This window comes from Pseudomonas sp. Irchel 3H3 (genome assembly GCF_900187635.1).
Classification (GTDB): Bacteria; Pseudomonadota; Gammaproteobacteria; order Pseudomonadales; family Pseudomonadaceae; genus Aquipseudomonas.
Map to the genome: position 1 here is coordinate 166007 of NZ_FYEC01000004.1, position 20329 is coordinate 186335.

The 20329-nt window shown below is 60.7% G+C and carries 22 protein-coding genes; 13 read left to right on the top strand and 9 right to left on the bottom strand.

Annotated features, from left to right (window positions below; all coding sequences use genetic code 11):
* Positions 1-19: 19 nt before the first annotated feature.
* The 3 genes from CKW24_RS06960 to CKW24_RS06970 all read left to right on the top strand — a co-directional run bounded on the left by CKW24_RS06960 (position 20) and on the right by CKW24_RS06970 (position 2155).
* Positions 20-589 (top strand): GNAT family N-acetyltransferase, encoded by a 570-nt coding sequence (locus CKW24_RS06960; RefSeq protein WP_095166398.1) that lies wholly within the window; start codon positions 20-22, stop codon positions 587-589.
* Between the two features lie 106 nt (positions 590-695).
* Complete coding sequence (tesB, locus tag CKW24_RS06965) at positions 696-1565, top strand: acyl-CoA thioesterase II (RefSeq protein ID WP_095166400.1); 870 nt, start codon at positions 696-698, stop codon at positions 1563-1565.
* On the top strand, positions 1562-2155 hold the full coding sequence (locus tag CKW24_RS06970; protein ID WP_095166402.1) for an HAD family hydrolase: 594 nt from the start codon (positions 1562-1564) through the stop codon (positions 2153-2155). Before tesB ends, CKW24_RS06970 begins: the two co-directional genes overlap by 4 nt.
* Before the next feature lie 86 nt (positions 2156-2241).
* Here the strand turns inward: CKW24_RS06970 and CKW24_RS06975 are convergent, their stop codons facing one another.
* Complete coding sequence (locus tag CKW24_RS06975) at positions 2242-3132, bottom strand: neutral zinc metallopeptidase (RefSeq protein WP_095166404.1); 891 nt, start codon at positions 3130-3132, stop codon at positions 2242-2244.
* Between the two features lie 121 nt (positions 3133-3253).
* Positions 3254-4105, bottom strand: coding sequence for a neutral zinc metallopeptidase (locus CKW24_RS06980; protein ID WP_095166406.1), 852 nt, complete (start codon positions 4103-4105; stop codon positions 3254-3256).
* A gap of 235 nt (positions 4106-4340) precedes the next feature.
* Between CKW24_RS06980 and CKW24_RS06985 the strand changes: the two genes are divergently transcribed.
* The 3 genes from CKW24_RS06985 to CKW24_RS06995 all read left to right on the top strand — a co-directional run bounded on the left by CKW24_RS06985 (position 4341) and on the right by CKW24_RS06995 (position 6126).
* Positions 4341-5018: a TetR/AcrR family transcriptional regulator gene (locus tag CKW24_RS06985; RefSeq protein WP_095166408.1), complete on the top strand. Its 678-nt coding sequence runs from the start codon at positions 4341-4343 to the stop codon at positions 5016-5018.
* 239 nt (positions 5019-5257) lie between these two features.
* Positions 5258-5686 (top strand): DUF4160 domain-containing protein, encoded by a 429-nt coding sequence (locus CKW24_RS06990; protein WP_095166410.1) that lies wholly within the window; start codon positions 5258-5260, stop codon positions 5684-5686.
* Positions 5683-6126: a DUF2442 domain-containing protein gene (locus CKW24_RS06995; RefSeq protein ID WP_095166412.1), complete on the top strand. Its 444-nt coding sequence runs from the start codon at positions 5683-5685 to the stop codon at positions 6124-6126. Before CKW24_RS06990 ends, CKW24_RS06995 begins: the two co-directional genes overlap by 4 nt.
* A gap of 55 nt (positions 6127-6181) precedes the next feature.
* Here CKW24_RS06995 and trmA read toward each other — a convergent pair whose 3' ends face one another.
* Together trmA and CKW24_RS07005 are read right to left on the bottom strand one after the other, a co-directional pair.
* Positions 6182-7261: a tRNA (uridine(54)-C5)-methyltransferase TrmA gene (gene trmA / locus CKW24_RS07000; RefSeq protein ID WP_095166414.1), complete on the bottom strand. Its 1080-nt coding sequence runs from the start codon at positions 7259-7261 to the stop codon at positions 6182-6184.
* Positions 7258-8553, bottom strand: coding sequence for an NCS2 family permease (locus CKW24_RS07005; RefSeq protein ID WP_095166416.1), 1296 nt, complete (start codon positions 8551-8553; stop codon positions 7258-7260). The genes trmA and CKW24_RS07005 overlap by 4 nt, the downstream gene beginning before the upstream one ends.
* A gap of 204 nt (positions 8554-8757) precedes the next feature.
* On the opposite strand from CKW24_RS07005, the gene CKW24_RS07010 reads away from it, so the two are divergent.
* Positions 8758-9216 (top strand): DUF4879 domain-containing protein, encoded by a 459-nt coding sequence (locus CKW24_RS07010; protein ID WP_095166418.1) that lies wholly within the window; start codon positions 8758-8760, stop codon positions 9214-9216.
* Positions 9217-9296: 80 nt separating this feature from the next.
* Positions 9297-9848, top strand: coding sequence for a DJ-1 family glyoxalase III (locus CKW24_RS07015; protein WP_095166420.1), 552 nt, complete (start codon positions 9297-9299; stop codon positions 9846-9848).
* On the opposite strand, the gene CKW24_RS07020 is transcribed toward CKW24_RS07015, so the two are convergent.
* Entirely contained in the window at positions 9814-11097 is a 1284-nt protein-coding gene (locus CKW24_RS07020) for an MFS transporter (protein ID WP_256585411.1), read from the bottom strand. The two genes, CKW24_RS07015 and CKW24_RS07020, sit on opposite strands and share 35 nt — an antisense overlap.
* Positions 11098-11435: 338 nt before the next feature.
* Between CKW24_RS07020 and CKW24_RS07025 the strand changes: the two genes are divergently transcribed.
* Genes CKW24_RS07025 through CKW24_RS07035 form a run of 3 tightly spaced genes read left to right on the top strand, consistent with a single transcriptional unit; the run spans position 11436 to position 14108 of the window.
* On the top strand, positions 11436-12875 hold the full coding sequence (locus tag CKW24_RS07025; protein WP_095166422.1) for a cytochrome ubiquinol oxidase subunit I: 1440 nt from the start codon (positions 11436-11438) through the stop codon (positions 12873-12875).
* 3 nt (positions 12876-12878) lie between these two features.
* Positions 12879-13886: a cytochrome d ubiquinol oxidase subunit II gene (cydB, locus tag CKW24_RS07030; protein ID WP_095166424.1), complete on the top strand. Its 1008-nt coding sequence runs from the start codon at positions 12879-12881 to the stop codon at positions 13884-13886.
* Positions 13887-13940: 54 nt separating this feature from the next.
* The gene (locus CKW24_RS07035; RefSeq protein ID WP_095166426.1) at positions 13941-14108 is read left to right on the top strand and encodes a DUF2474 domain-containing protein; all 168 of its coding nucleotides are present in this window, start codon (positions 13941-13943) and stop codon (positions 14106-14108) included.
* Positions 14109-14181: 73 nt separating this feature from the next.
* Here the strand turns inward: CKW24_RS07035 and CKW24_RS07040 are convergent, their stop codons facing one another.
* Positions 14182-15306, bottom strand: coding sequence for a methyltransferase (locus CKW24_RS07040; protein WP_095166427.1), 1125 nt, complete (start codon positions 15304-15306; stop codon positions 14182-14184).
* A 200-nt stretch (positions 15307-15506) separates the two neighbouring features.
* Positions 15507-16223 (bottom strand): autoinducer binding domain-containing protein, encoded by a 717-nt coding sequence (locus CKW24_RS07045; protein WP_095166429.1) that lies wholly within the window; start codon positions 16221-16223, stop codon positions 15507-15509.
* A gap of 359 nt (positions 16224-16582) precedes the next feature.
* Here CKW24_RS07045 and CKW24_RS07050 point away from each other — a divergent pair, with 359 nt between their 5' ends.
* Positions 16583-17359, top strand: a complete 777-nt coding sequence (locus tag CKW24_RS07050; protein WP_095166431.1) for a ferredoxin--NADP reductase — start codon at positions 16583-16585, stop codon at positions 17357-17359.
* Positions 17360-17405: 46 nt separating this feature from the next.
* On the opposite strand, the gene mscL is transcribed toward CKW24_RS07050, so the two are convergent.
* Positions 17406-17819, bottom strand: a complete 414-nt coding sequence (gene mscL, locus CKW24_RS07055; protein WP_095166433.1) for a large-conductance mechanosensitive channel protein MscL — start codon at positions 17817-17819, stop codon at positions 17406-17408.
* 694 nt (positions 17820-18513) lie between these two features.
* On the opposite strand from mscL, the gene radA reads away from it, so the two are divergent.
* A complete protein-coding gene (gene radA / locus CKW24_RS07060) occupies positions 18514-19881 on the top strand; it encodes a DNA repair protein RadA (protein ID WP_095166434.1) in 1368 nt (455 codons plus the stop codon).
* 9 nt (positions 19882-19890) lie between these two features.
* On the opposite strand, the gene CKW24_RS07065 is transcribed toward radA, so the two are convergent.
* A complete protein-coding gene (locus tag CKW24_RS07065; RefSeq protein ID WP_095166436.1) occupies positions 19891-20259 on the bottom strand; it encodes a PilZ domain-containing protein in 369 nt (122 codons plus the stop codon).
* Between the last annotated feature and the right edge of the window lie 70 nt (positions 20260-20329).

The window sequence follows — 20329 nt, forward strand, 5'->3', positions numbered from 1 at the left end:
AGGGAAACGGAGGGGAGCGATGGAGCCGATACTGGAACTTGAGAGCGCGCGGCTGCTGATGCGCCAGTGGCGTGATGAGGACTTGCCGGAATTTGCCGCGATGTGCGCCGACCCGCAAGTCATGCGCTACTTCCCGGCACCCTTGAGTCGCCTGGAAAGCGCTGCATTGATCGGGCGAATCCGCGGACATTTTGCTGAGCACGGTTTTGGTCCGTGGGCGCTGCAGCGCAAGGACAATGGTGCATTCATCGGATTTACCGGCTTGGGGGTGGTCGGGTTTGACGCCCCGTTCACCCCAGCCACCGAAATCGCTTGGCGCCTGGCCCGCGAACACTGGGGCCTTGGGTATGCCAGCGAAGCGGCCTGGACCGCTCTGCGCTGCGGCTTTGACCGCTTGCTGCTGGATCAGGTGGTGGCCTTTACCACCGAGGCCAACCTGCCGTCTCAGAAAGTCATGCAGGCCATTGGCATGCACCCTGACCCGGCAGGCGATTTCCAGCATCCCACGCTGCAAGCCGGTCATCCGCTGCGCAGCCACGTGTTGTACCGCATCACCCGTGAGCAATGGTTGGAAACCTTGCATGGATAAGCTGGCCGGGATGTTTACAATGTGCGCAATGTTGGCCCGGGCCAAAACCTGAATCGACCGCCGCAGCCAAGACTGCGCGGCATTGCTCTGTGTGAGGAGAGTCTGAATGAGCCAAGTGCTGGAAGATCTGGTCGACTTGCTGACCCTGGAACCGATCGAAGAGAACCTGTTTCGCGGCCGTAGCCAGGACTTGGGTTTTCGTCAGTTGTTCGGCGGCCAGGTGCTGGGCCAGTCCCTGTCGGCGGCCAGCCAGACCGTTGAAGAAGCGCGTCACGTGCATTCGCTGCACGGTTATTTCCTGCGTCCGGGCGACGCCGGTTTGCCGGTGGTCTACCAGGTGGACCGGGTCCGCGACGGCGGTAGCTTCAGCACCCGCCGGGTGACCGCGATCCAGAAGGGCCAGCCGATCTTCACCTGCAGCGCGTCGTTCCAGTACGACGAAGAGGGCTTCGACCATCAGAGCGCGATGCCCCAGGTGGTCGGTCCGGAAAACCTGCCCTCGGAGCTGGAACTGACCCAGCAACGCGCGCACCTGATCCCCGAACACATGCGCGAAAAACTGCTGTGCGCCAAGCCGATCGAGTTCCGTCCGGTAACCGACAGTGATCCCTACAATCCGCAGCCGGCCGACCCGGTCAAGTACGTCTGGTTTCGCGCCGACGGTGCGCTGGCCGACTCGCCGGCGCTGCACAAGTATCTGCTGGCCTACGCCTCCGACTTCGGCCTGCTGGTCACTTCATTGCTGCCCCACGGCAAATCGGTCTGGCAAAAAGACATGCAGGTTGCCAGCCTCGACCACGCATTGTGGTTCCACGCCGACGTGCGTGCCGATGATTGGCTGCTGTACGCCATGGACAGCCCGTGGGCCGGCAACTCCCGGGGCTTTACTCGCGGCAGCGTGTTCAACCGCGCCGGCAAACTGGTGGCCTCGGTGACCCAGGAAGGCCTGATTCGCCACCGTAAGGATTGGGCATGAGCCTGGCGCAGGTACGCCACTGGGTGTTCGACATGGACGGCACCCTGACGGTGGCCGTGCATGATTTTGCGGCGATTCGCCAGGCCTTGGCGATTCCCCCCGAGCACGACATCCTGACCCATCTCGCGGCGTTGCCCGCCGCCGAAGCCGCGGCCAAGCATGCCTGGCTGCTGGAACACGAACGGGACCTGGCGCTGGGTTCGCAGCCGGCCCCTGGCGCCGTCGAGCTGGTGCGTGAGTTGGCCGGGCGTGGTTATCGCCTGGGCATCCTCACCCGCAATGCGCGGGAACTGGCCCATATCACGCTCCAGGCGATTGGCTTGGCGGACTGCTTTGCGGTCGAGGATGTCCTGGGCCGCGACGATGCGCCGCCCAAGCCCGATCCCGGTGGATTGCTGAAACTGGCCCAGGCCTGGGATGTTGCACCTGGCAATATGGTGATGGTCGGTGACTACCGGTTTGACCTCGATTGCGGTCGTGCGGCGGGCACGCGCACGGTGCTGGTGAATCTACCGGACAATCCATGGCCGGAATTGACCGACTGGCACGCCGTCGACTGTGTGGCGTTGCGCAATTTGCTTGCAGCCTGATCCTCTACGGGCGTTGTGCAAACCTCCATGGAGGATGATCAGCACCCCAGTGACAGAACAAATACCGCCAGCCAGGGTTTTGCCATTCAGAGACTCTTCGCGGCAAAGGTGTCGCATTGATTGATCTGGCCTTGGGCGAAGCCAGTCTTGAACCAGCGCACGCGTTGCGCCGAAGTACCATGGGTAAATGAATCCGGGACCACGCGACCTTGACCCTGTTGCTGCAAACGGTCGTCGCCGATCGCGTTGGCGGCGTTCATCGCTTCTTCTATGTCCCCCGGCTCAAGCCAGTTCAAACGTTTCTGCGCATGGTTGGCCCAGACCCCGGCCAGGCAGTCGGCCTGTAATTCCTGGCGCACCAGCAGCCCGCCATCACCTTCCATGCGTTGTCCTTGCTGGCGCGCAGCCTGGATCTTGGCGGATACCCCGAGCAGGGTCTGCACGTGGTGGCCAACTTCGTGAGCGATGACATACGCCTGGGCGAAGTCGCCGGCCGCGCCGAAACGCTGGGACATTTCCTGGAAGAAGCTCATGTCCAGGTACACCCTTTGATCCGCCGGGCAGTAGAACGGCCCGGTCGCCGCCGAAGCACCGCCGCAGGCCGAGTTGACCCGACCGCTGAACAGCATCAGCTTGGGCGCCGCGTACTGGCGCCCGGCTTGTTGAAAGATCTGGCCCCAGGTGTCTTCGGTGTCACCGAGGATTCGCGCCACAAATTCCGCCTGCTCGTCATTGGCCGGCGGCGCCTTGCGGGTTTGGGTGGTGGCAGGGGCTGACTGTTGGTCCATTTGCCCGGCCAGTTGCCCGAGAATCTGCATCGGGTCCTGCCCGGTGATCCAGCCGATCCCGACGATCAGCACGATGGCCGTCAGGCTCAGCCCCTTGCCCCCGCCAAAACGCATGCCTCCGCCACCACCACCACCCTCACCCCGGGCATCCACCACGTTGTCACTGCGGCGGCCTTTTTTCCATAACATGTGGGAATCCTCTGATTACGCGTGGTGTGAGTGTTGCTGGTGAGTGGGATAGTCGCCAGTCCGGTCGTCAGACGATGTCGGACGAAAGGTAGTATGGCATTCGATGTGCGACGCTGCCGTGCTACAGCGGATTGGCCGAGAAGGTGTCGCACTGTTCGATGCGACCTTGCTCGAAACCGCGCTCGAACCAGCGCACGCGCTGCACAGACGTCCCGTGAGTGAAAGTCTCAGGCATCGGGCCGGTCGTTTGGTTCCCGCGCTGGTAATCGTCGCCGAACACCGCAGCCGCTTCCAGCGCGGCTTGCATATCGCCTGGCTCCAGCCAGTTCAGGCGTTGCTGGGCATGGTGCGCCCAGACGCCCGCCAGGCAGTCGGCCTGCAGTTCGGCGCGCACTTCCAGGCCGTTGTCACCGGCGGTGAGTTGGCCGGCAGCCAGGGCTTCGTCGAAGGGCCGGGATAACCCCAGGCGGGTCTGCACGTGATGCCCGATTTCGTGGGCGATCACATAGGCCTGGGCAAACTCGCCGAAGTTGGGCATCTGCTGGGCCATTTTGCGGAAAAATCCCAAGTCCAGGTACAGCACCTGACTGTCAGGGCAATAGAACGGCCCGACCGCCGACGAGGCGTAACCGCAGGCGGAAGCCACACCCTGCTCGAAGAGGATCATGGTGGGTTCAGGGTAGGGCTGGTCCAGGGTTAGAAACTGGGCTCTCCATGTGTCCTCGGTATCCCCGAGCACGGCGCGCACGAACGCCAGGTCGGGGTCATCGGTGTGTACCGGCGTGACTTCGGTCACGGGGGGCTCTGGCGGGTCAGCCTCCTGGGTGGAAATCAGGCTGCCCAACGCCACAACCCCCGAGAGGGCGACAGCACCGAAGGCGATCCCGAGTTTCTTGCCGGGGGGGAAGCGCTTGGAGGAGGATTTGCGGGTATCCGTAACGTTATCGCTGGGACGGGCTTTGTTCCATAACATGTCGACATTCCTTGTGAGTTGAGCGGCATTCATTGCCTGGTGTCTGCATACACCAGCTATGGCACGGAGGGTGACGGGCAATGTGTAAACGCAGGTGAGCGACAGCGCGGGGGTGCGCCGGGGCAAGTTGTATTGAAATCGTAAGCGGGGGGGCTATAGGTGGTAGCGATGCTTCCTTCGCTGCATCGAGCGGCCCATAATCGCCAGCCTCTGCAGCGTCGGCCACGAGCCCGGAATGAGAATGACCACAGACCTTACCGTAGCGCCCGAAGCGGCAGCGCTCGAGCCGCGCAAGAGTCGCAAGAACAATCCGGAAAAGACCCGCGAGAACATCCTTCAAGAAGCCATTGTCGAGTTCGTCCAGCAGGGGCTGTCCGGGGCGCGAGTGGATGCCATCGCGGAACGAATCCATACCTCCAAGCGCATGATCTATTACTACTTCGGGAGTAAGGAGCAGCTCTACGTCGAGGTGCTGGAGAAACTCTACGGGGATATCCGCAGTACCGAGAATCGCTTGCAACTCGCCGAGCTCGCGCCGCGTGAAGCCATCCAGCGGCTGGTGGAGTTCACCTTCGATCACCATGATCGTAATGTCGATTTCGTGCGCATTGTCAGCATCGAGAATATTCACAACGCCGAGTACGTGAAGCACTCCGAGGCGATCAAGGCGATGAACAGCACCATCCTCGATGCACTGGGGGGGATACTGCGGCGCGGGGTCGTGGAGGGAGTGTTCCGTGACGGACTCAACCCGTTGGACGTGCATCTGCTGATCACCTCGTTCTGTTTCTACCGAGTGTCGAACCGCCACACCGTCGGTGAGATCTTCCAGATCGACCTGCCCGATGCGGCGATCAAGCAGCGTCATCGGCAGATGATCTGTGAGTCGGTGTTGCGCTACCTGCAGGCCTGAGCTGTGGTGAGGGGCTTTGGCTCCGGTATCCGCCCAGGACACCGTTTACCCGAGCGCTGTCCAAGCCCCTGGTGGGCGCAGCAAAGATTGCTTACCCATTTCTCCCCTGCATGGCAGGTGTTATCGCCTAGGCAGAACTAGCCTGAGGTGGGATTTGCCGCGGGTGAAAGATTGCCTTCGGTCGGGATCTCAAGGAGCGGTGGGAAACTTCAGCTCAAAAACCTAACGGATGGGTTAGCATGAAGATATGCAGCTACAAAGGACTGTCGCTGGTGATCATGTTGCGCGATGAGCACTGTCCGCCCCACGTACATGTCGATGGTGGCGCCTGGGGTGCGCGCTTTGTGTTCAGCTTCTGGCACAACGGCGTAGAGCTCCTGGATGTCACCCCGCTATCGCGAAGGCCGCCGCTGGCGGTGTTGGAGGGCCTGCGCCAGACACTCAAACAAGCTGCTCATTTGCGCCGAGCGCGTTGTGTCTGGTGGGTGAAGCTGCATACGACCTGTCTGCGCAATCAGCTGTGGGATAGTCAGGCCAATGAAATGGTGCTGATCAACCGTAACCCCAAGGTGATCCGGCGTATTGCTTCGGCGCGTTATGACCTCAAGGGCAATACAACCCTGATGGAGTTAGTGGGCGCCTGTGAAGGCGTGGAGATTGAATTATGAAAAGGATACAAGCCAAGACCCCTGCGGACCGGCCGCTGACAGAGACGGTCGTGGACGAAGCCATCGAGCGCGGCGAGGTGCGTCGTAGCGGCATTTGCGCCCAGTGCGTGAGCCTTGTGGGGCAACACCTGTCGATCGGCTTCGAGGATGGCAGTGCCGTGCTGCTGCCCGTGCACAATTACCCCGAGTTCACTGGCTTGGACAGCAGCGACTTCGCGGATTTGCAGGTCGGGTTCGGCGGTACGGCGCTCTGCCATGAGCGCAAGGACCTGCAGGTGTCCATCGCCGGACTGATTCTGGCAAGCAAACCGCTGATGGACATGGCCGCCTCGCTCATCGCCAGCCGCAATGGTCGCCAGAGCAGCGCCGCCAAGGCCGACGCTGCCCGTGCCAATGGCCGCAAGGGTGGGCGGCCGCGCAAGGTCGATACGACGCTGTGAGCAGGCACAAAAAAACCGTCCTCGGGACGGCTTTTTTGTGGAGCGTGATCAGCGATCAACGACGGGTCAGCAAGACCCCGGATTCCATGTGGTGGGTCCACGGGAATTGATCGAACAGCGCGCAGCGGGTGATGCGATGAGTGTCGTGCAACTGGGCGATGTTGGCTGCCAAGGTCTCTGGGTTACATGAGATGTACAGGATGTTGTCGAAGCGTCGGGTCAGCTCGCAGGTGTCCGGGTCCATGCCCGCGCGCGGTGGATCGACGAACACGCTGCCGAACGCGTAGCTCTTCAAGTCGATACCGTGCAGGCGACGGAACGGGCGCACTTCGTTCAAGGCTTCGGTCAACTCTTCAGCGGATAGGCGTACCAGGGTGACGTTGTCCACCGCATTTTCGCTGAGGTTGCTCAGCGCAGCATTGACCGAGGTCTTGCTGATTTCGGTTGCCAGCACTTTGCCTACGCGGGTCGCCAGGGGCAGGGTGAAGTTGCCATTGCCGCAATACAGTTCCAGCAGATCGTCCGGGCGCTCGCCCAGGGCGTCATACGCCCAGTTGAGCATCTTCTGGTTCACCGTGCCGTTGGGCTGGGTGAATGCCCCCTCGGGTTGGCGATAGCTGAAGGTACGCCCACCGACTTCGAGTTTCTCGACCACATAATCCTGGCCGATCACTTCGCGCTTACCCTTGGAGCGACCGATCACGCTGACATTCAAGTCGGCAGCCAACTGGCTGGCCGCCGCATGCCAGTGCTCATCGAGCGGGCGGTGGTAGCACAGGGTGATCATCGCGTCGCCCGCCAGGGTGGTCAGGAACTCCACCTGGAACAGCTTGTGGCTCAAGGCTGCGCTGGCTTGCCAGGCGGCCTTGAGCTGCGGCATCAACTGGTTGATGCGCAGGCTGGCGATCGGGAACTCTTCGATCAGGATCGGCGTGCGCTTGTCTTCCTGGGAAAACATTGCGTAGTGCCGCTCGCCGGCTTCGCGCCACAGGCGGAATTCGGCGCGCAGGCGGAAGTTGGCCAGCGGCGAGTCGAACACCGCAGGTTGCGGGGCATCGAACGGGGCCAGCAGGTCGCGCAGGCGCGTGACCTTGTCTTCGAGCTGAGCGGCGTAAGCCTGGGAATCGAATGTCATGCGTTGAACCAACCCAACTTGATCACGAACAGAATGGAGAGAATCACCAGCGCCGGGTTCAGCTCACGGCCACGACCGGACAGCAGTTTGATTGCGGTCCAGGCGATGAAACCGAAGGCAATGCCGTTGGCGATGGAGTAAGTGAAAGGCATCGCCAGGGCGGTGATCACCACGGGCGCAGCCACGGTGATGTCATCCCAGTCTATTTCCGCCAGGCCGGAAGTCATCAGCACGGCGACGAACAGCAGGGCCGGCGCGGTGGCGAAGGCCGGAACGCTGGCAGCCAGTGGCGAGAAGAACAGCGCCAGCAGGAACAGGATGGCCACGACCACGGCGGTGAGGCCGGTCCGGCCGCCGGCGCTGACGCCCGCTGCCGATTCGATGTAGCTGGTGGTGGTCGAGGTGCCCAGCAGGGAACCGGCCATGGCCGCCGTACTGTCGGCGATCAGCGCCCGGCCCATTTTCGGCATGTGGCCGTCCTTGCCCATCAGGCCGGCGCGCTTGGCGACGCCGATCAGGGTGCCGGAGTTGTCGAACAGGTCGACGAACAGGAAGGCGAAGATCACGCTGACCAGACCGATGTCCAGGGCGCCCTTGATGTCCAGTTGCAGGAAGGTCGGCGCCAGGGAGGGTGGCATCGACACTACGCCGCCGAACGGGGTGAACCCCAGGGCGATGGAGGCGATGGTCACGGTCAGGATGCCGATCAGCACTGCACCGCGTACTTTCAGGGCTTCAAGGGCCACGATCAGGGCAAAGCCCAGGGTCGCGAGGATCGGAGCCGGTTGCTTCAAGTCACCGAGGCCGACCATGGTCGCCGGGTTGCTGACCACAATGCCTGCGTTGTGCAGGGCAATCAGGGCCAGGAACAGGCCGATACCGGCGGCAATCGCCGAACGCAGCGGCAGCGGGATACTGTTGATGATCCATTCGCGGATGCGGAAGATCGACAGCAGGAAGAACAGCACCGCCGAAATGAATACCGCACCCAGCGCCACTTGCCAGGTGTGGCCCATGTGCAGGACCACGGTGTAGGTGAAGAAGGCGTTCAGGCCCATGCCCGGTGCCAGCGCGATCGGGTAGTTGGCGATCAGGCCCATCACGGTGGAGCCGATGGCGGCCGCCAGGCAGGTCGCGACAAACACTGCGCCCTTGTCCATGCCTGTCTCGCCGAGGATGCTCGGGTTGACGAACAAAATGTAGGCCATGGCCAGGAAGGTCGTGACGCCCGCAAGAATCTCGGTGCGCACGTTGGTGTTGTGTGCCTTGAGTTGAAACAGCCTTTCCAGCATGTCTGCTCCCCGTGGCGCATCTTGCGCCGTGAATGTATCGACTTGAACAGCAAAGCACAGACCACAGCAGGCGCCCGGGATTTTTCTGTCGGTCGGAAAAAGCCGCGCATCATACCAGCAGCTTGGGGCTATGGCTGCGATCGTCGGCGATGTTTTGCCTTTGAGACGGGTGGGGCATACTGCGCGCTGGTTTCGGGAGTGGTCATGTCTTCTAAAAAACGCGGGTTGGCTCTGGTGGTGGGCGTGTTTGGCGCCTTGTTGTCCGGCATGCAGATGGCCGAGGCGGCTTCCGCACCGCCGTTGAGCGAAATCAAGGTGCTTAAGGTCCAGTCGCCGTCCTGCGGCATGGAGGACATCAGTCCTGGGCAGGCACAAACCAGCTGTGATCACGAAGGGCCGAACATCAAGATCTACGTGCTGGAGGTCGGTTATGGCCGTTCACCCCAGGCCGGGCTGGATGGCGCGGACATCGATGGCGTGCGCACCCGGGTATGTGCCTTTGATAATGGCGACCTGACGGAATGCGCCGGCATGGTCAGCAAGATCGTCGGCTACCTCTATATCTTCGATATGGCCGGCAAGCAGCGTGGCACTTTCACGTTCCGCAATTCATCGATCAACGCGCCGGCCAACACCCTGTCGACCCAGATCTACATCAAGTAATGGGCGCTGGCGTGCGGGGGACTTGAACGCCTGTCAGTAAAGGTGACTACGCTTTAAGGATCACCCTGTGGACACCGACCATGACCTTTAGAGCCCTGATTACCCTTGCCGAGGGCATCGACGACCTGCAAAGCGTCACCCTGATCGACGTGCTGCGCCGGGCGAACGTCGAAGTGGTAGTGGCCAGCATCGAGGCGCGGCGCATGCTGACGTGCGCCCGGGGCACACGCCTGACCGCCGATGCGATGCTGGTGGACGTGCTGGCGCAACCCTTCGACCTGATTGTCCTGCCTGGCGGCGCCGTCGGCGGCAAGCACCTGGCCGCCCATCAGCCGCTGCAGCAATTGCTCAAGGACCAGGCCGCCGCCGGCCGACTGTTCGCCGCCATCGCCGAATCGCCGGCGCTTGCCCTGCAGGCCTTCGGCGTATTGCGCCAACGCCGCATGACCTGCCTGCCGGCCGTCAGTCAGCAACTGCTGGGCTGCACCTTCGTCGATCAGCCGGTGGTGGTCGACGGCAACTGCATTACCGCCCAGGGTTCGGCGGCGGCCCTCCCATTTGCCCTGCAATTGCTGGAGCAACTGTGCGGCAGGGCAGTCAAGCTGGCGGTGGCGCGGGAGTTGCTGGCTTAGCTACGGTCGGCGAATTCTCGGGGGCAGCCACCGGCACATGCATGCGATCACGCTGGGCCAGGGTCGGGAACAGCTTGATCCAGGTGCCGGTGACCAACAGCGTGCCAACTCCGCCCATGACCACCGCTGGCACAGTGCCGAACCAGTGCGCCGTCAGGCCGGATTCGAATTCACCCAACTGGTTCGAAGCGCCGATGAACAAGCCGTTCACGGCGCTGACCCGGCCGCGCATTTCATCCGGGGTTTCCAGTTGCACAAAAGAGGCGCGGATCACCATGCTGATCATGTCCGCCGCCCCCAGCACCACCAGCACCGCCAACGAGAACCAGAATGAGGTCGACAGGCCAAAGGCAATGGTCGCCACGCCGAACACGCCGACGGCGGTAAACATCACCCGTCCGACTTTGCGCTCCACGGCAAACCGCGCCAGCCAGAGTGACATCAGCAGGGCGCCCACTGCCGGTGCCGAGCGCAGCAGCCCCAGGCCCCATGGCCCGGTCAGCAGGATGTCCTTGGCGAACACCGGCAACAGCGCGGTGGCGCCGCCCAGCAGTACCGCGAACAGGTCCAGGGAAATCGCCCCGAGAATGTCCGGGCGACTGCGGATGAAGCGAACGCCGGCCAGCAGTGAATCCAGGGTGGCCTTGCCTTTGTTCAGCGGGGTTTGCCGCGCTGGCAGGTTGAGCATCAGGGTGCAGGCGATGACGTACAAGAGCACCGTCGGCCCATAGACCCAGACGCTGCCAAAGGCGTAGAGCAGGCCGCCCAAGGCCGGGGCGATGATGGTGGCCGACTGTTGCGCCGACTGTGCCGCCGCCACCGCACGCGGGAACAAGGCCGTGGGCACGATGCTGGGGAGCAGGGCCTGGGTGGTGGGCATCTCGAACGAGCGGGCAGCGCCCAGCAGGAAGGCGAGGATGAAGATCAGCTCGCGGGTCACCTGGTCGGTGGCGCTGCCGATGGTCAGGGCCAGGGCGATCAAAGCCTGCAAGGACTGGCAGAGGGCCGCGACCTTGCGCCGGTCATAGCGGTCAGCCACATGCCCGGTGTGCAGCATGAACAGTACCCGCGGAGCGAACTCCACCAGCCCGACCAACCCCAGGTCCAGCACGTTGCCAGTGAGCTGGTAGAGGTTCCAGCCAATGGCCACTGTGAGCATCTGGAAACCGCTGGCGGTGAAAATCCGCGCCAGCCAGAACGCAAGGAAAGGGCGGTGATAGCGTAACAGCAGGGGCTCTGGGCTGGGCATCGGTGGACAGGTCTGGTGGGGAAAAAGCTGAGCCTATCATCAAGTTGTAACTAAAGGTTGCGGCGATCGCCTGGATTGGCGCGCCAGGGTCCTGAGGCAACCTGTCACGCGGCAATAGACCACACGCTCTGTCGCTGAAAATGCGACTACTCTTTGATCGTTGCTTGATCCAGATCAAAGCCCTTGGGGGATTTGTTCTGACGGCCAGATGGCCAGACTCCCTGCGTTGTGATGATTGTAAAAAAAGAACGAATTCGAATTCGCCACACTCCATACCCGTGGGGGCGGTGGGTGCAGGCCACAAGCCTGTAGCCGTTTTACCTGACAGAGGAAGACTTATGTTCGGTTTGGAGGCACTTGATCTCGCCCGAATTCAGTTCGCGTTCACCATCTCATTCCACATTCTGTTCCCGGCGATCACCATCGGCCTGGCGAGTTACCTGGCGGTGCTTGAAGGCCTGTGGCTGAAAACCAACAACAACACCTACCGTGACCTCTACCATTTCTGGTCGAAGATCTTTGCCGTCAACTTCGGCATGGGAGTCGTTTCCGGCCTGGTCATGGCCTACCAGTTCGGTACCAACTGGAGCCGTTTCTCGGACTTCGCGGGCTCCGTCACTGGGCCATTGCTGACCTATGAAGTGCTCACGGCATTCTTCCTCGAAGCCGGTTTCCTCGGCGTCATGCTGTTTGGCTGGAACAAGGTGGGGCGCAAGCTGCACTTCTTCGCCACGATCATGGTGGCGATCGGCACGCTGATCTCGACGTTCTGGATTCTCGCCTCCAACAGCTGGATGCAGACCCCCCAGGGTTACGAAATCATCAACGGCCAGGTCATCCCGGTGGACTGGATTGCGGTGATTTTCAACCCGTCGTTCCCCTATCGCCTGATGCACATGGCCACCGCTGCCTTTGTCGCGACCGCATTCTTCGTCGGTTCGTCGGCAGCCTGGCACCTGCTGCGCGGTCGCGACAACCCGGCGATCCGCACCATGCTGTCGATGGCCATGTGGATGGCGTTGATCGTCGCGCCGATCCAGGCCGTGATCGGTGACTTCCACGGGCTCAACACCCTCAAGCACCAACCGGCGAAAATCGCCGCGATCGAAGGTCACTGGGAAAACCACGGCGACGAACCGACGCCGCTGATCCTGTTCGGCTGGCCGGACATGAAGGAAGAACGGACCAAGTACGCGGTGGAAATTCCGTACCTGGGCAGCCTGATCCTGACCCACTCGCTGGACAAACAGGTGCCGGCGCTCAAGGAATTCCCGCCGGAAGACCGGGCGAACTCGACCATCGTGTTCTGGTCGTTCCGGATCATGGTCGGCCTGGGCATGCTGATGATCTTCACCGGCCTGTGGAGCCTGTGGCTGCGCAAGCGTGACCGGCTGTATTCGAACCGCGCGTTCCTGTACCTGACCCTGTGGATGGGGCCTTCTGGCCTGATCGCAATTCTCGCGGGCTGGTTCACCACGGAAGTCGGGCGCCAACCGTGGGTGATCTACGGGGTGATGCGCACCGCTGATGCCTCCTCCGGGCACAGCGTGGTGCAGATGAGCATTACCCTGGCGCTGTTTGTGGTGGTGTATTTCTCGCTGTTCGGTGTGGGCCTGGGCTACATGATGCGCCTGGTGCGCAAGGGGCCCAAGCTCAATGAAGGGGCCGAACCGAGCCACGGTGGTCCTGGTCAGCAACGCACGCCGGCCCGTCCGCTTTCCGCTGCCGATGACGGCACCGAAGGTGACCACAGCGACAGCCTGAACAAGGGGAATTGAGTCATGGGTATTGATCTTCCACTGATCTGGGCCGTGATTATCATCTTCGGCATCATGATGTACGTGGTCATGGACGGCTTTGACCTGGGGATCGGGATTCTTTTCCCGTTCATCAAGGGCAAAAGCGACCGTGACGTGATGATGAACACCGTCGCCCCGGTCTGGGACGGTAACGAAACCTGGCTGGTACTGGGGGGCGCCGCGTTGTTCGGGGCCTTCCCGCTGGCCTACTCGGTGGTCCTTTCGGCCTTGTACCTGCCGTTGATCCTGATGCTGATCGGGCTGATCTTTCGCGGGGTGGCCTTCGAGTTCCGCTTCAAGGCCAAGGACGACAAGGTGCACGTCTGGGACAAGGCGTTTATCGGTGGCTCGATCACCGCGACCTTCTTCCAGGGCGTGGCCCTCGGTGCGTTTATCGATGGCTTCAAAGTGGTTGACCGACAGTTCGCCGGCGGCTCGCTGGACTGGCTGACGCCTTTCACCCTGTTCTGCGGTGCGGCACTGGTGGTGGCGTACGCGCTGCTGGGGTGCACCTGGTTGATCATGAAGACCGAAGGCAAGCTGCAGGAGCAAATGCACAACCTGGCGCGGCCGCTGGCGTTCGTGGTGTTGGCGGTGATCGGTATCGTCAGTATCTGGACGCCGCTGGCCCATGCCGAGATCGCTGCGCGCTGGTTCACCCTGCCTAACCTGTTCTGGTTCCTGCCGGTGCCGATCCTGGTATTGGTGACCATGTACGGATTACTGCGTGCGGTGGCCCGCAATGCCCACTACACCCCGTTCCTGTTGACCCTGGTGCTGATCTTCCTGGGCTACAGCGGGCTGGGCATCAGCCTGTGGCCGTACATCGTGCCACCGTCGATCACCATCTGGGACGCTGCCGCACCGCCGCAAAGTCAGGGCTTCATGCTGGTCGGCACGCTGTTCATCATTCCGTTCATCCTGGGCTACACCTTCTGGAGCTACTACGTGTTCCGCGGCAAGGTGACCCACGAAGACGGCTACCACTAGGTGCATGACGGCGCCTTGAACGGCGCCGTCTCCCCCCAACCGAGGACCTGTGCAATGGCAGATAAACAATCTTTGCGGGAAATCGAAGAGGCTGAAAAGAAGCCGCTGTGGCATCGGCTTGGCTGGCTGGCCGGGATCTGGGTCGGCAGCGTGCTGGCGCTGTTCGTGGTCGCCAGCCTGATGCGCCTGTTCATGAACGCCGCAGGCTTGAGTACCCACTGAGCACTGAACTTCCCATCCCGTTGCCTTGCGGCGCGGATTTATAACCCTCCGCTGGAGGGTTTTTTTTGGCCGGTTACTTACGTGCTTTGAGGATCACGAATTTTGGCGTGGCTGCGACTTGCTCGACGCCTCGGAACAGCCGCGCCAGTTTGCTGTGATAGCCCAGGTGCCGGTTGCCGACGATGTACAGCGCACCGCCCACTACCAAGGCTTCACGCGCCTGCTGGAACATGCGCCAGGCAAGGAAGTCGCCCACCACCTGTTGCTGGTGGAACGGTGGATTGCACAGCACCACGTCCAGCGACTGCGGCTCTTGCCCGGCCAGGCCATCGCCGGCGCGCACTGTCACCTCGCGCTGACCCAGCGCGGCCTGCCAGTTCTGCTCGGCCGACTGCACGGCCATGAACGACTCGTCGACCAGGGTGTAGTGGGCTTCGGGGTTGTTCAGGGCGCTGGCGATGGCCAGTACGCCGTTGCCGCAACCGAGGTCGGCGACCCGCGCCTGGCCGAGGTTGCTTGGCAGGTGGGGGAGAAACGCGCGAGTCCCGATGTCCAGGCCTTCGCGGCAAAATACGTTGGCGTGATTGAGCAGTTCGATCGCCGGTTGATCGAGGCGATAGCGGGTTGGGTAGGGCGACGCTATCGCCGGCCGGGCGTCCGGGGTTGCGATCAGCAACCGGGCCTTCTTCACCGCCAGCGAGGCCTGCATCGGGCCGACATAACGTTCCAGCAGTTCGCCCGCAGCCCGCGGCAGATGCTTGATCATGGCGGCCGCGATCACTTGCGCGCCGGGCGCGAGTTGCCCCTGCAGGCGAATCAACTGCTCCTCCAGCAAGGCCAGCGTCTTGGGCACACGAATCAGCACCCGATCAAACGGGCCAAGCAAGGGCGCGCTGGCGGGCAACACCGTGACCGCGTCAAACGGCAGGCCATTGCGCACCAGGTTCTTTTCCAGGCCCAGGGCGGCGAGAAACGAGTCACCGCTGCTAGTGAGCAGCACCTTGCCCACCAGGCTTGCCGCCAAGGCGCCAAAGCTGTCGTTGAGCACCAGCACCCGAGTGTTCGCGGCGGGCTGCTGTTCGGCCAGATGATTGAGCAGGTACTCATCCGCGGCATCGAAAGCCTGCAGCGGTTCGTTAGGCTGTTCCGGTTGGCGAATCAGGTCGAGTTGAGCGAAGGGGCTTTCGAGCAGGGGCATGGGGCGGGGACTCTGGATAATCAACGAATGTCCCGCAGGTCTGCAGGGGGTGAGGCTGGCGGGACCGTCTGAGTGGACCGCGGCGCTTGGTTTGGGCGCAGTCACTCAGAACGGAGCAAATGGTACGTTTTTTTCGATGGGAATACTCGTCGGTTTTCCTCGTTGGGCATGGCTCATCCCCGGTACGGTTCGTTCAAGGCTCAGATCATGTGTGATTTGGTGGCCTTCACCACGGCCGAGATTTTGTTGTTCACCCCCAGTTTCTTGATCGAACTGCTGACATGGAAATTTACCGTGCGCTCACTGAGGCTCAGGATGGTGGCAATGTCCGAGGCGGTCTTGCCATCTGCCGACCATTTCAAGACTTCGATCTCGCGCGGCGACAGGTGGGTCACGCTTATGCACGGAGGGTGTTGGCTGGAGAGTTTATGCATCGCCAGGGCGTGCAGCGTGTGACTGATGAAAACCGCATAGCCGAGGTGCTCGTAAAGCTCGAAAGAGCTGACTTGGCAATGACTGCGAGCCAGGCTGAGCATGCTGATGGCTGGGCCGTTTGCGTCATGTGCCGGTTGTGACCAGCCATGCTGCAAACCTTGCTCCTGCAGTGCGCTCCAGAGGGCGGGGGCTTTGGCGAACGTCTTGCGGTTCCAGACAATGGGCAGGATTGAATGGTGGCAATGGGCAACTATCGGATCAATCGAGCTGTAGTGGTTTTTTTCATACTGGGTATTCCAGTCATGGGGGTAGTTGTTCAGGTTGACGCTGTCAAAACGTTGAGCTGTTGTGTGGGAAGTAATTGAAAATGCGCAATATTCATAACCCATGTTATTGAACAGGTTCAGAGCGATTTTGTAGGCGATTTCGATGTTTGATTCGGTTGCCAGTTTTCTGAGTTGTGTTTCCTTCCAGATCTCCATTGAACACTCTCCTGATACCTAACTGCGAAAGTGCTGGGTACGTCCAAAAAACAGCACTTGCTGAGTGTAGGAGATATCCTACCGTAAGCGTGCGACTTTTTTGCTCTTGTAGGGGGTCGCGAAATAATTAATTAGTTATGTGTTGCGCAATCTGGCTTATATTCGGCTGCGTCTGTCTGCTATTTGATATTTAAGTGACTGGATTTGAATGGTTTATTTGTATGTTAAACATAATTGTTTAAGTTATTAACTATCTAGTGGGTAATGTCTAGCTCGTGGGCTAATAACACTACAAATCAACGGTGTTTCTTCCCTTGGCTTTGCGGGACACTGGGGGCATCAGACCTGCGGAGTCCCTCATGAGCGCCAGTGAAGAGAAATTCACCCGTCAGACCTTGCTCGATGTACAGCCATTGACCCCCAGCTTGTTTACCTTGCGCACCACTCGTGACGCGGGTTTTCGGTTTCGGGCGGGGCAGTTTGCGCGCCTGGGTGTAACCAGGGCCGACGGCAGCACGGTGTGGCGAGCCTATTCCATGGTGTCTTCACCCCATGATGAGTATCTCGAGTTCTTCTCAATTGTCGTGCCGGGTGGTGAGTTCACCAGCGAGCTGAGTCGCCTCAACGTCGGCGATACCTTGCTGGTCGACCGGCAGGCTTTTGGGTATCTGACGCTTGATCGTTTTGTCGATGGACGTGATCTGTGGTTGCTGTCCACTGGCACCGGGATCGCGCCATTTCTATCGATCTTGCAGGACTTCGAGGCCTGGGAAAAATTCCAGCGGATCATTCTGGTGTACAGCGTGCGTGAGGCCCGCGAGCTGGCGTATCAGGCATTGATCGCCGGCTTGGCAGAGCGTGAGTATCTGGCGGAGTACGCCCACAAGCTGCAGTTTATTGCCACGGTGACACGTGAACAGCACCCGGGGGCGTTGCAGGGGCGAATCACTCACCTGCTTGAAAATGGTGAGCTGGAGCGGGCCGCGGGGGTGCCGATCACTGCCGAGCATTCGCGGGTGATGCTGTGTGGCAACCCGCAGATGATCGACGAGACGCGTAACCTGTTGAAACGGCGTGACCTGCAATTGAGCCTGAGTCGACGTCCTGGCCAGGTCGCGGTAGAAAACTACTGGTAGAAAAAAACGGCGCCATTGGGCGCCGTTCTGGTTTTCTTCACAGCCCTCAGGGCTTGCTGTTCTGCACCTTGAGCAGGTCGCGGATCTCTCCCAGCAGCTCTTCTTCCTTGGTCGGAACAGGCGGCAGGCTTGGTGCCACGGCCTCTTCGCGCTTCAGGCGGTTGATGGCCTTGACGCCCATGAAGATCGCGAATGCGACGATCACGAAGTCGATGATGCTCTGGATGAATTTACCGTAGGCCAGCACCACGGCCGGAGCGTCGCCCTGTGCCGCTTTCAGGGTGATTGCCAGGTCCCCGAAGTCCACCCCACCGATCAGCAGGCCGATTGGCGGCATGATCAGGTCCCCGACAAACGACGTTACGATCTTGCCGAACGCCGCACCGATGATGATGCCCACGGCCATGTCGACCACATTCCCTTTGACCGCGAAGGCCTTGAACTCACTTATCACGCCCATAGGTTATTCCTTGTTACAGATGAGGTTGGTGAACGCAGTGTAATTCACCAAAACGGGTCTTGCTCGACACAAGTGCTTGCGTTTCACGTCACTATCGACCTGAAAGGTGGCAAGAAGTTTACAAAATGCCATCAACTCCGCACCTGGATGGGCATCGGTGGCCGCTCTGCGTGGTCTTTTGTGCACTGAGATGCGTGGGTCAGTTGGACCTTCTGCCTGTCTTCGACATTGGTCAGTGACTAAGGGGGCTGGTGATAAGGTCGGCCTGAGATTGAGCGGTTAATTGAACTCACTTTTTGAATATTTTTGGTCTGCCTTTGTAAGTTTTGTGTTCCTGGTTGTTAGGTAAATACCCGAATCAAACAAGTGATATCAAGATGAAGGTTTTTTGATATTTGAGTTGTACAAGTGCTGTACTTATTTGAAGGGTTGTACAAGTTTTGGGGTTTGATTGCTTGAGAGAGCTTGTCGAAAAAGGTGTGGTGGTTCTAACTCGGTGACAGCCAAGTAATACGTTTATCACGTTGCTGAAACTTGAGATTGGCGGGTCGTGGTGTTAAACGGGGAATTGAATGGTGGATAGTTTTAACCTTTCTGGTCACGGTGCCTAAGTTGTACATAATAACCATCAGCCTTCTGCCGTACCGAACCTTTCCAGCTGGGTTATCATCGCGGTTTTTTCCCGGGAGTTCAGATGGCCAAGGCAAAACGCATGTACGGCTGCACCGAGTGCGGTTCGACCTTCCCCAAATGGGCGGGCCAATGCGGTGAGTGCGGGGCCTGGAACACCCTGACCGAAACCATGGTCGAGAGTGGCGGTGCCGCCGCTCCCAGCGGGCGTACTGGCTGGGCCGGGCAGCAGGCACAGATCAAGACCCTGGCCGAAGTCAGCGTCGAAGAGATTCCGCGTTTCTCCACCGCTTCCGGTGAGCTCGACCGAGTGCTGGGCGGTGGCCTGGTCGACGGTTCCGTGGTGTTGATCGGCGGTGATCCGGGGATCGGCAAGTCAACCATTCTCCTGCAAACCCTGTGCAACCTGGCCACCCGGATGCCGGCCCTCTATGTCACCGGTGAGGAGTCACAGCAGCAAGTGGCCATGCGTGCCCGACGCCTGGGCTTGCCCCAGGATCAACTGCGGGTCATGACCGAAACCTGTATCGAAACCATCATCGCCACGGCGCGGGTGGAAAAACCCAAGGTCATGGTGATCGACTCGATCCAGACGATTTTCACTGAACAACTGCAGTCGGCACCCGGCGGCGTGTCCCAGGTGCGCGAAAGTGCGGCGCTGTTGGTGCGTTACGCGAAACAAAGCGGCACGGCGATTTTCCTGGTCGGTCATGTGACCAAGGAAGGCGCGCTGGCGGGGCCTAGGGTCCTGGAGCACATGGTCGACACCGTGCTGTATTTCGAAGGCGAGTCCGATGGTCGCCTGCGCCTGTTGCGAGCGGTGAAAAACCGTTTTGGCGCGGTTAACGAACTGGGTGTTTTCGGCATGACCGACAAGGGGCTGAAAGAAGTCTCCAATCCGTCGGCGATTTTCCTTACCCGGGCCCAGGAAGAAGTGCCGGGCAGTGTGGTCATGGCTACGTGGGAAGGTACCCGTCCCATGTTGGTGGAAGTTCAGGCGCTGGTGGACGACAGCCACCTGGCCAATCCGCGCCGGGTGACCCTGGGCCTGGATCAGAACCGGCTGGCCATGTTGCTGGCAGTCCTGCACCGGCATGGTGGTATTCCGACCCACGACCAGGATGTATTCCTCAACGTGGTGGGCGGGGTCAAGGTATTGGAAACCGCTTCGGACCTGGCATTGATGGCCGCCGTGATGTCCAGCCTGCGTAACCGGCCGTTGCCCCACGATCTGCTGGTGTTTGGTGAAGTCGGTTTGTCCGGGGAAGTGCGCCCGGTGCCCAGCGGCCAGGAACGCTTGAAAGAAGCCGCCAAGCACGGCTTCAAGCGCGCGATCGTGCCCAAAGGCAATGCCCCGAAGGAAGCCCCGGCAGGGTTGCGGATCATCGCGGTGACGCGCCTGGAACAAGCCCTCGACGCATTGTTCGAGTAACCCCGGCGCTCAGGTTTCGATCAGGGCACCCAGTTCGCGCTCCAGCTCCTGCGGGTCACCGAGATTGAGTTCGATCAGCCGGCGCAAGCTGCTGACGGACTCCAGGCTGATGTAGCGACAGACAAATCCAAGTTGGTCGTGCTCTTCGTGGGTCAATTGCACGTCCATGCGGATTTCGGTTTCTTCACTCAAGTGAATGTCCACCGAAAAGATCCGGTTGCGATCGCCCAGCCAGGGATCCGGGCGTTGCACCAGCAAGCCCTTGAGCGACAGGTCGAGTAGTTTCACCGGCCAGCGGTGATTGCCCTGGCTCAGTTCGGTTCGGGCGTCGAATGCGATTCGCCGGAAACGACGGCGATTGCCAGCGTGGGTGCTCATGGTGCAGTTCCTCCGCGAATGGGCTGACTATAGACCCGCATCCGTAGGCGCTGCCACTCAAGGCAAGGCT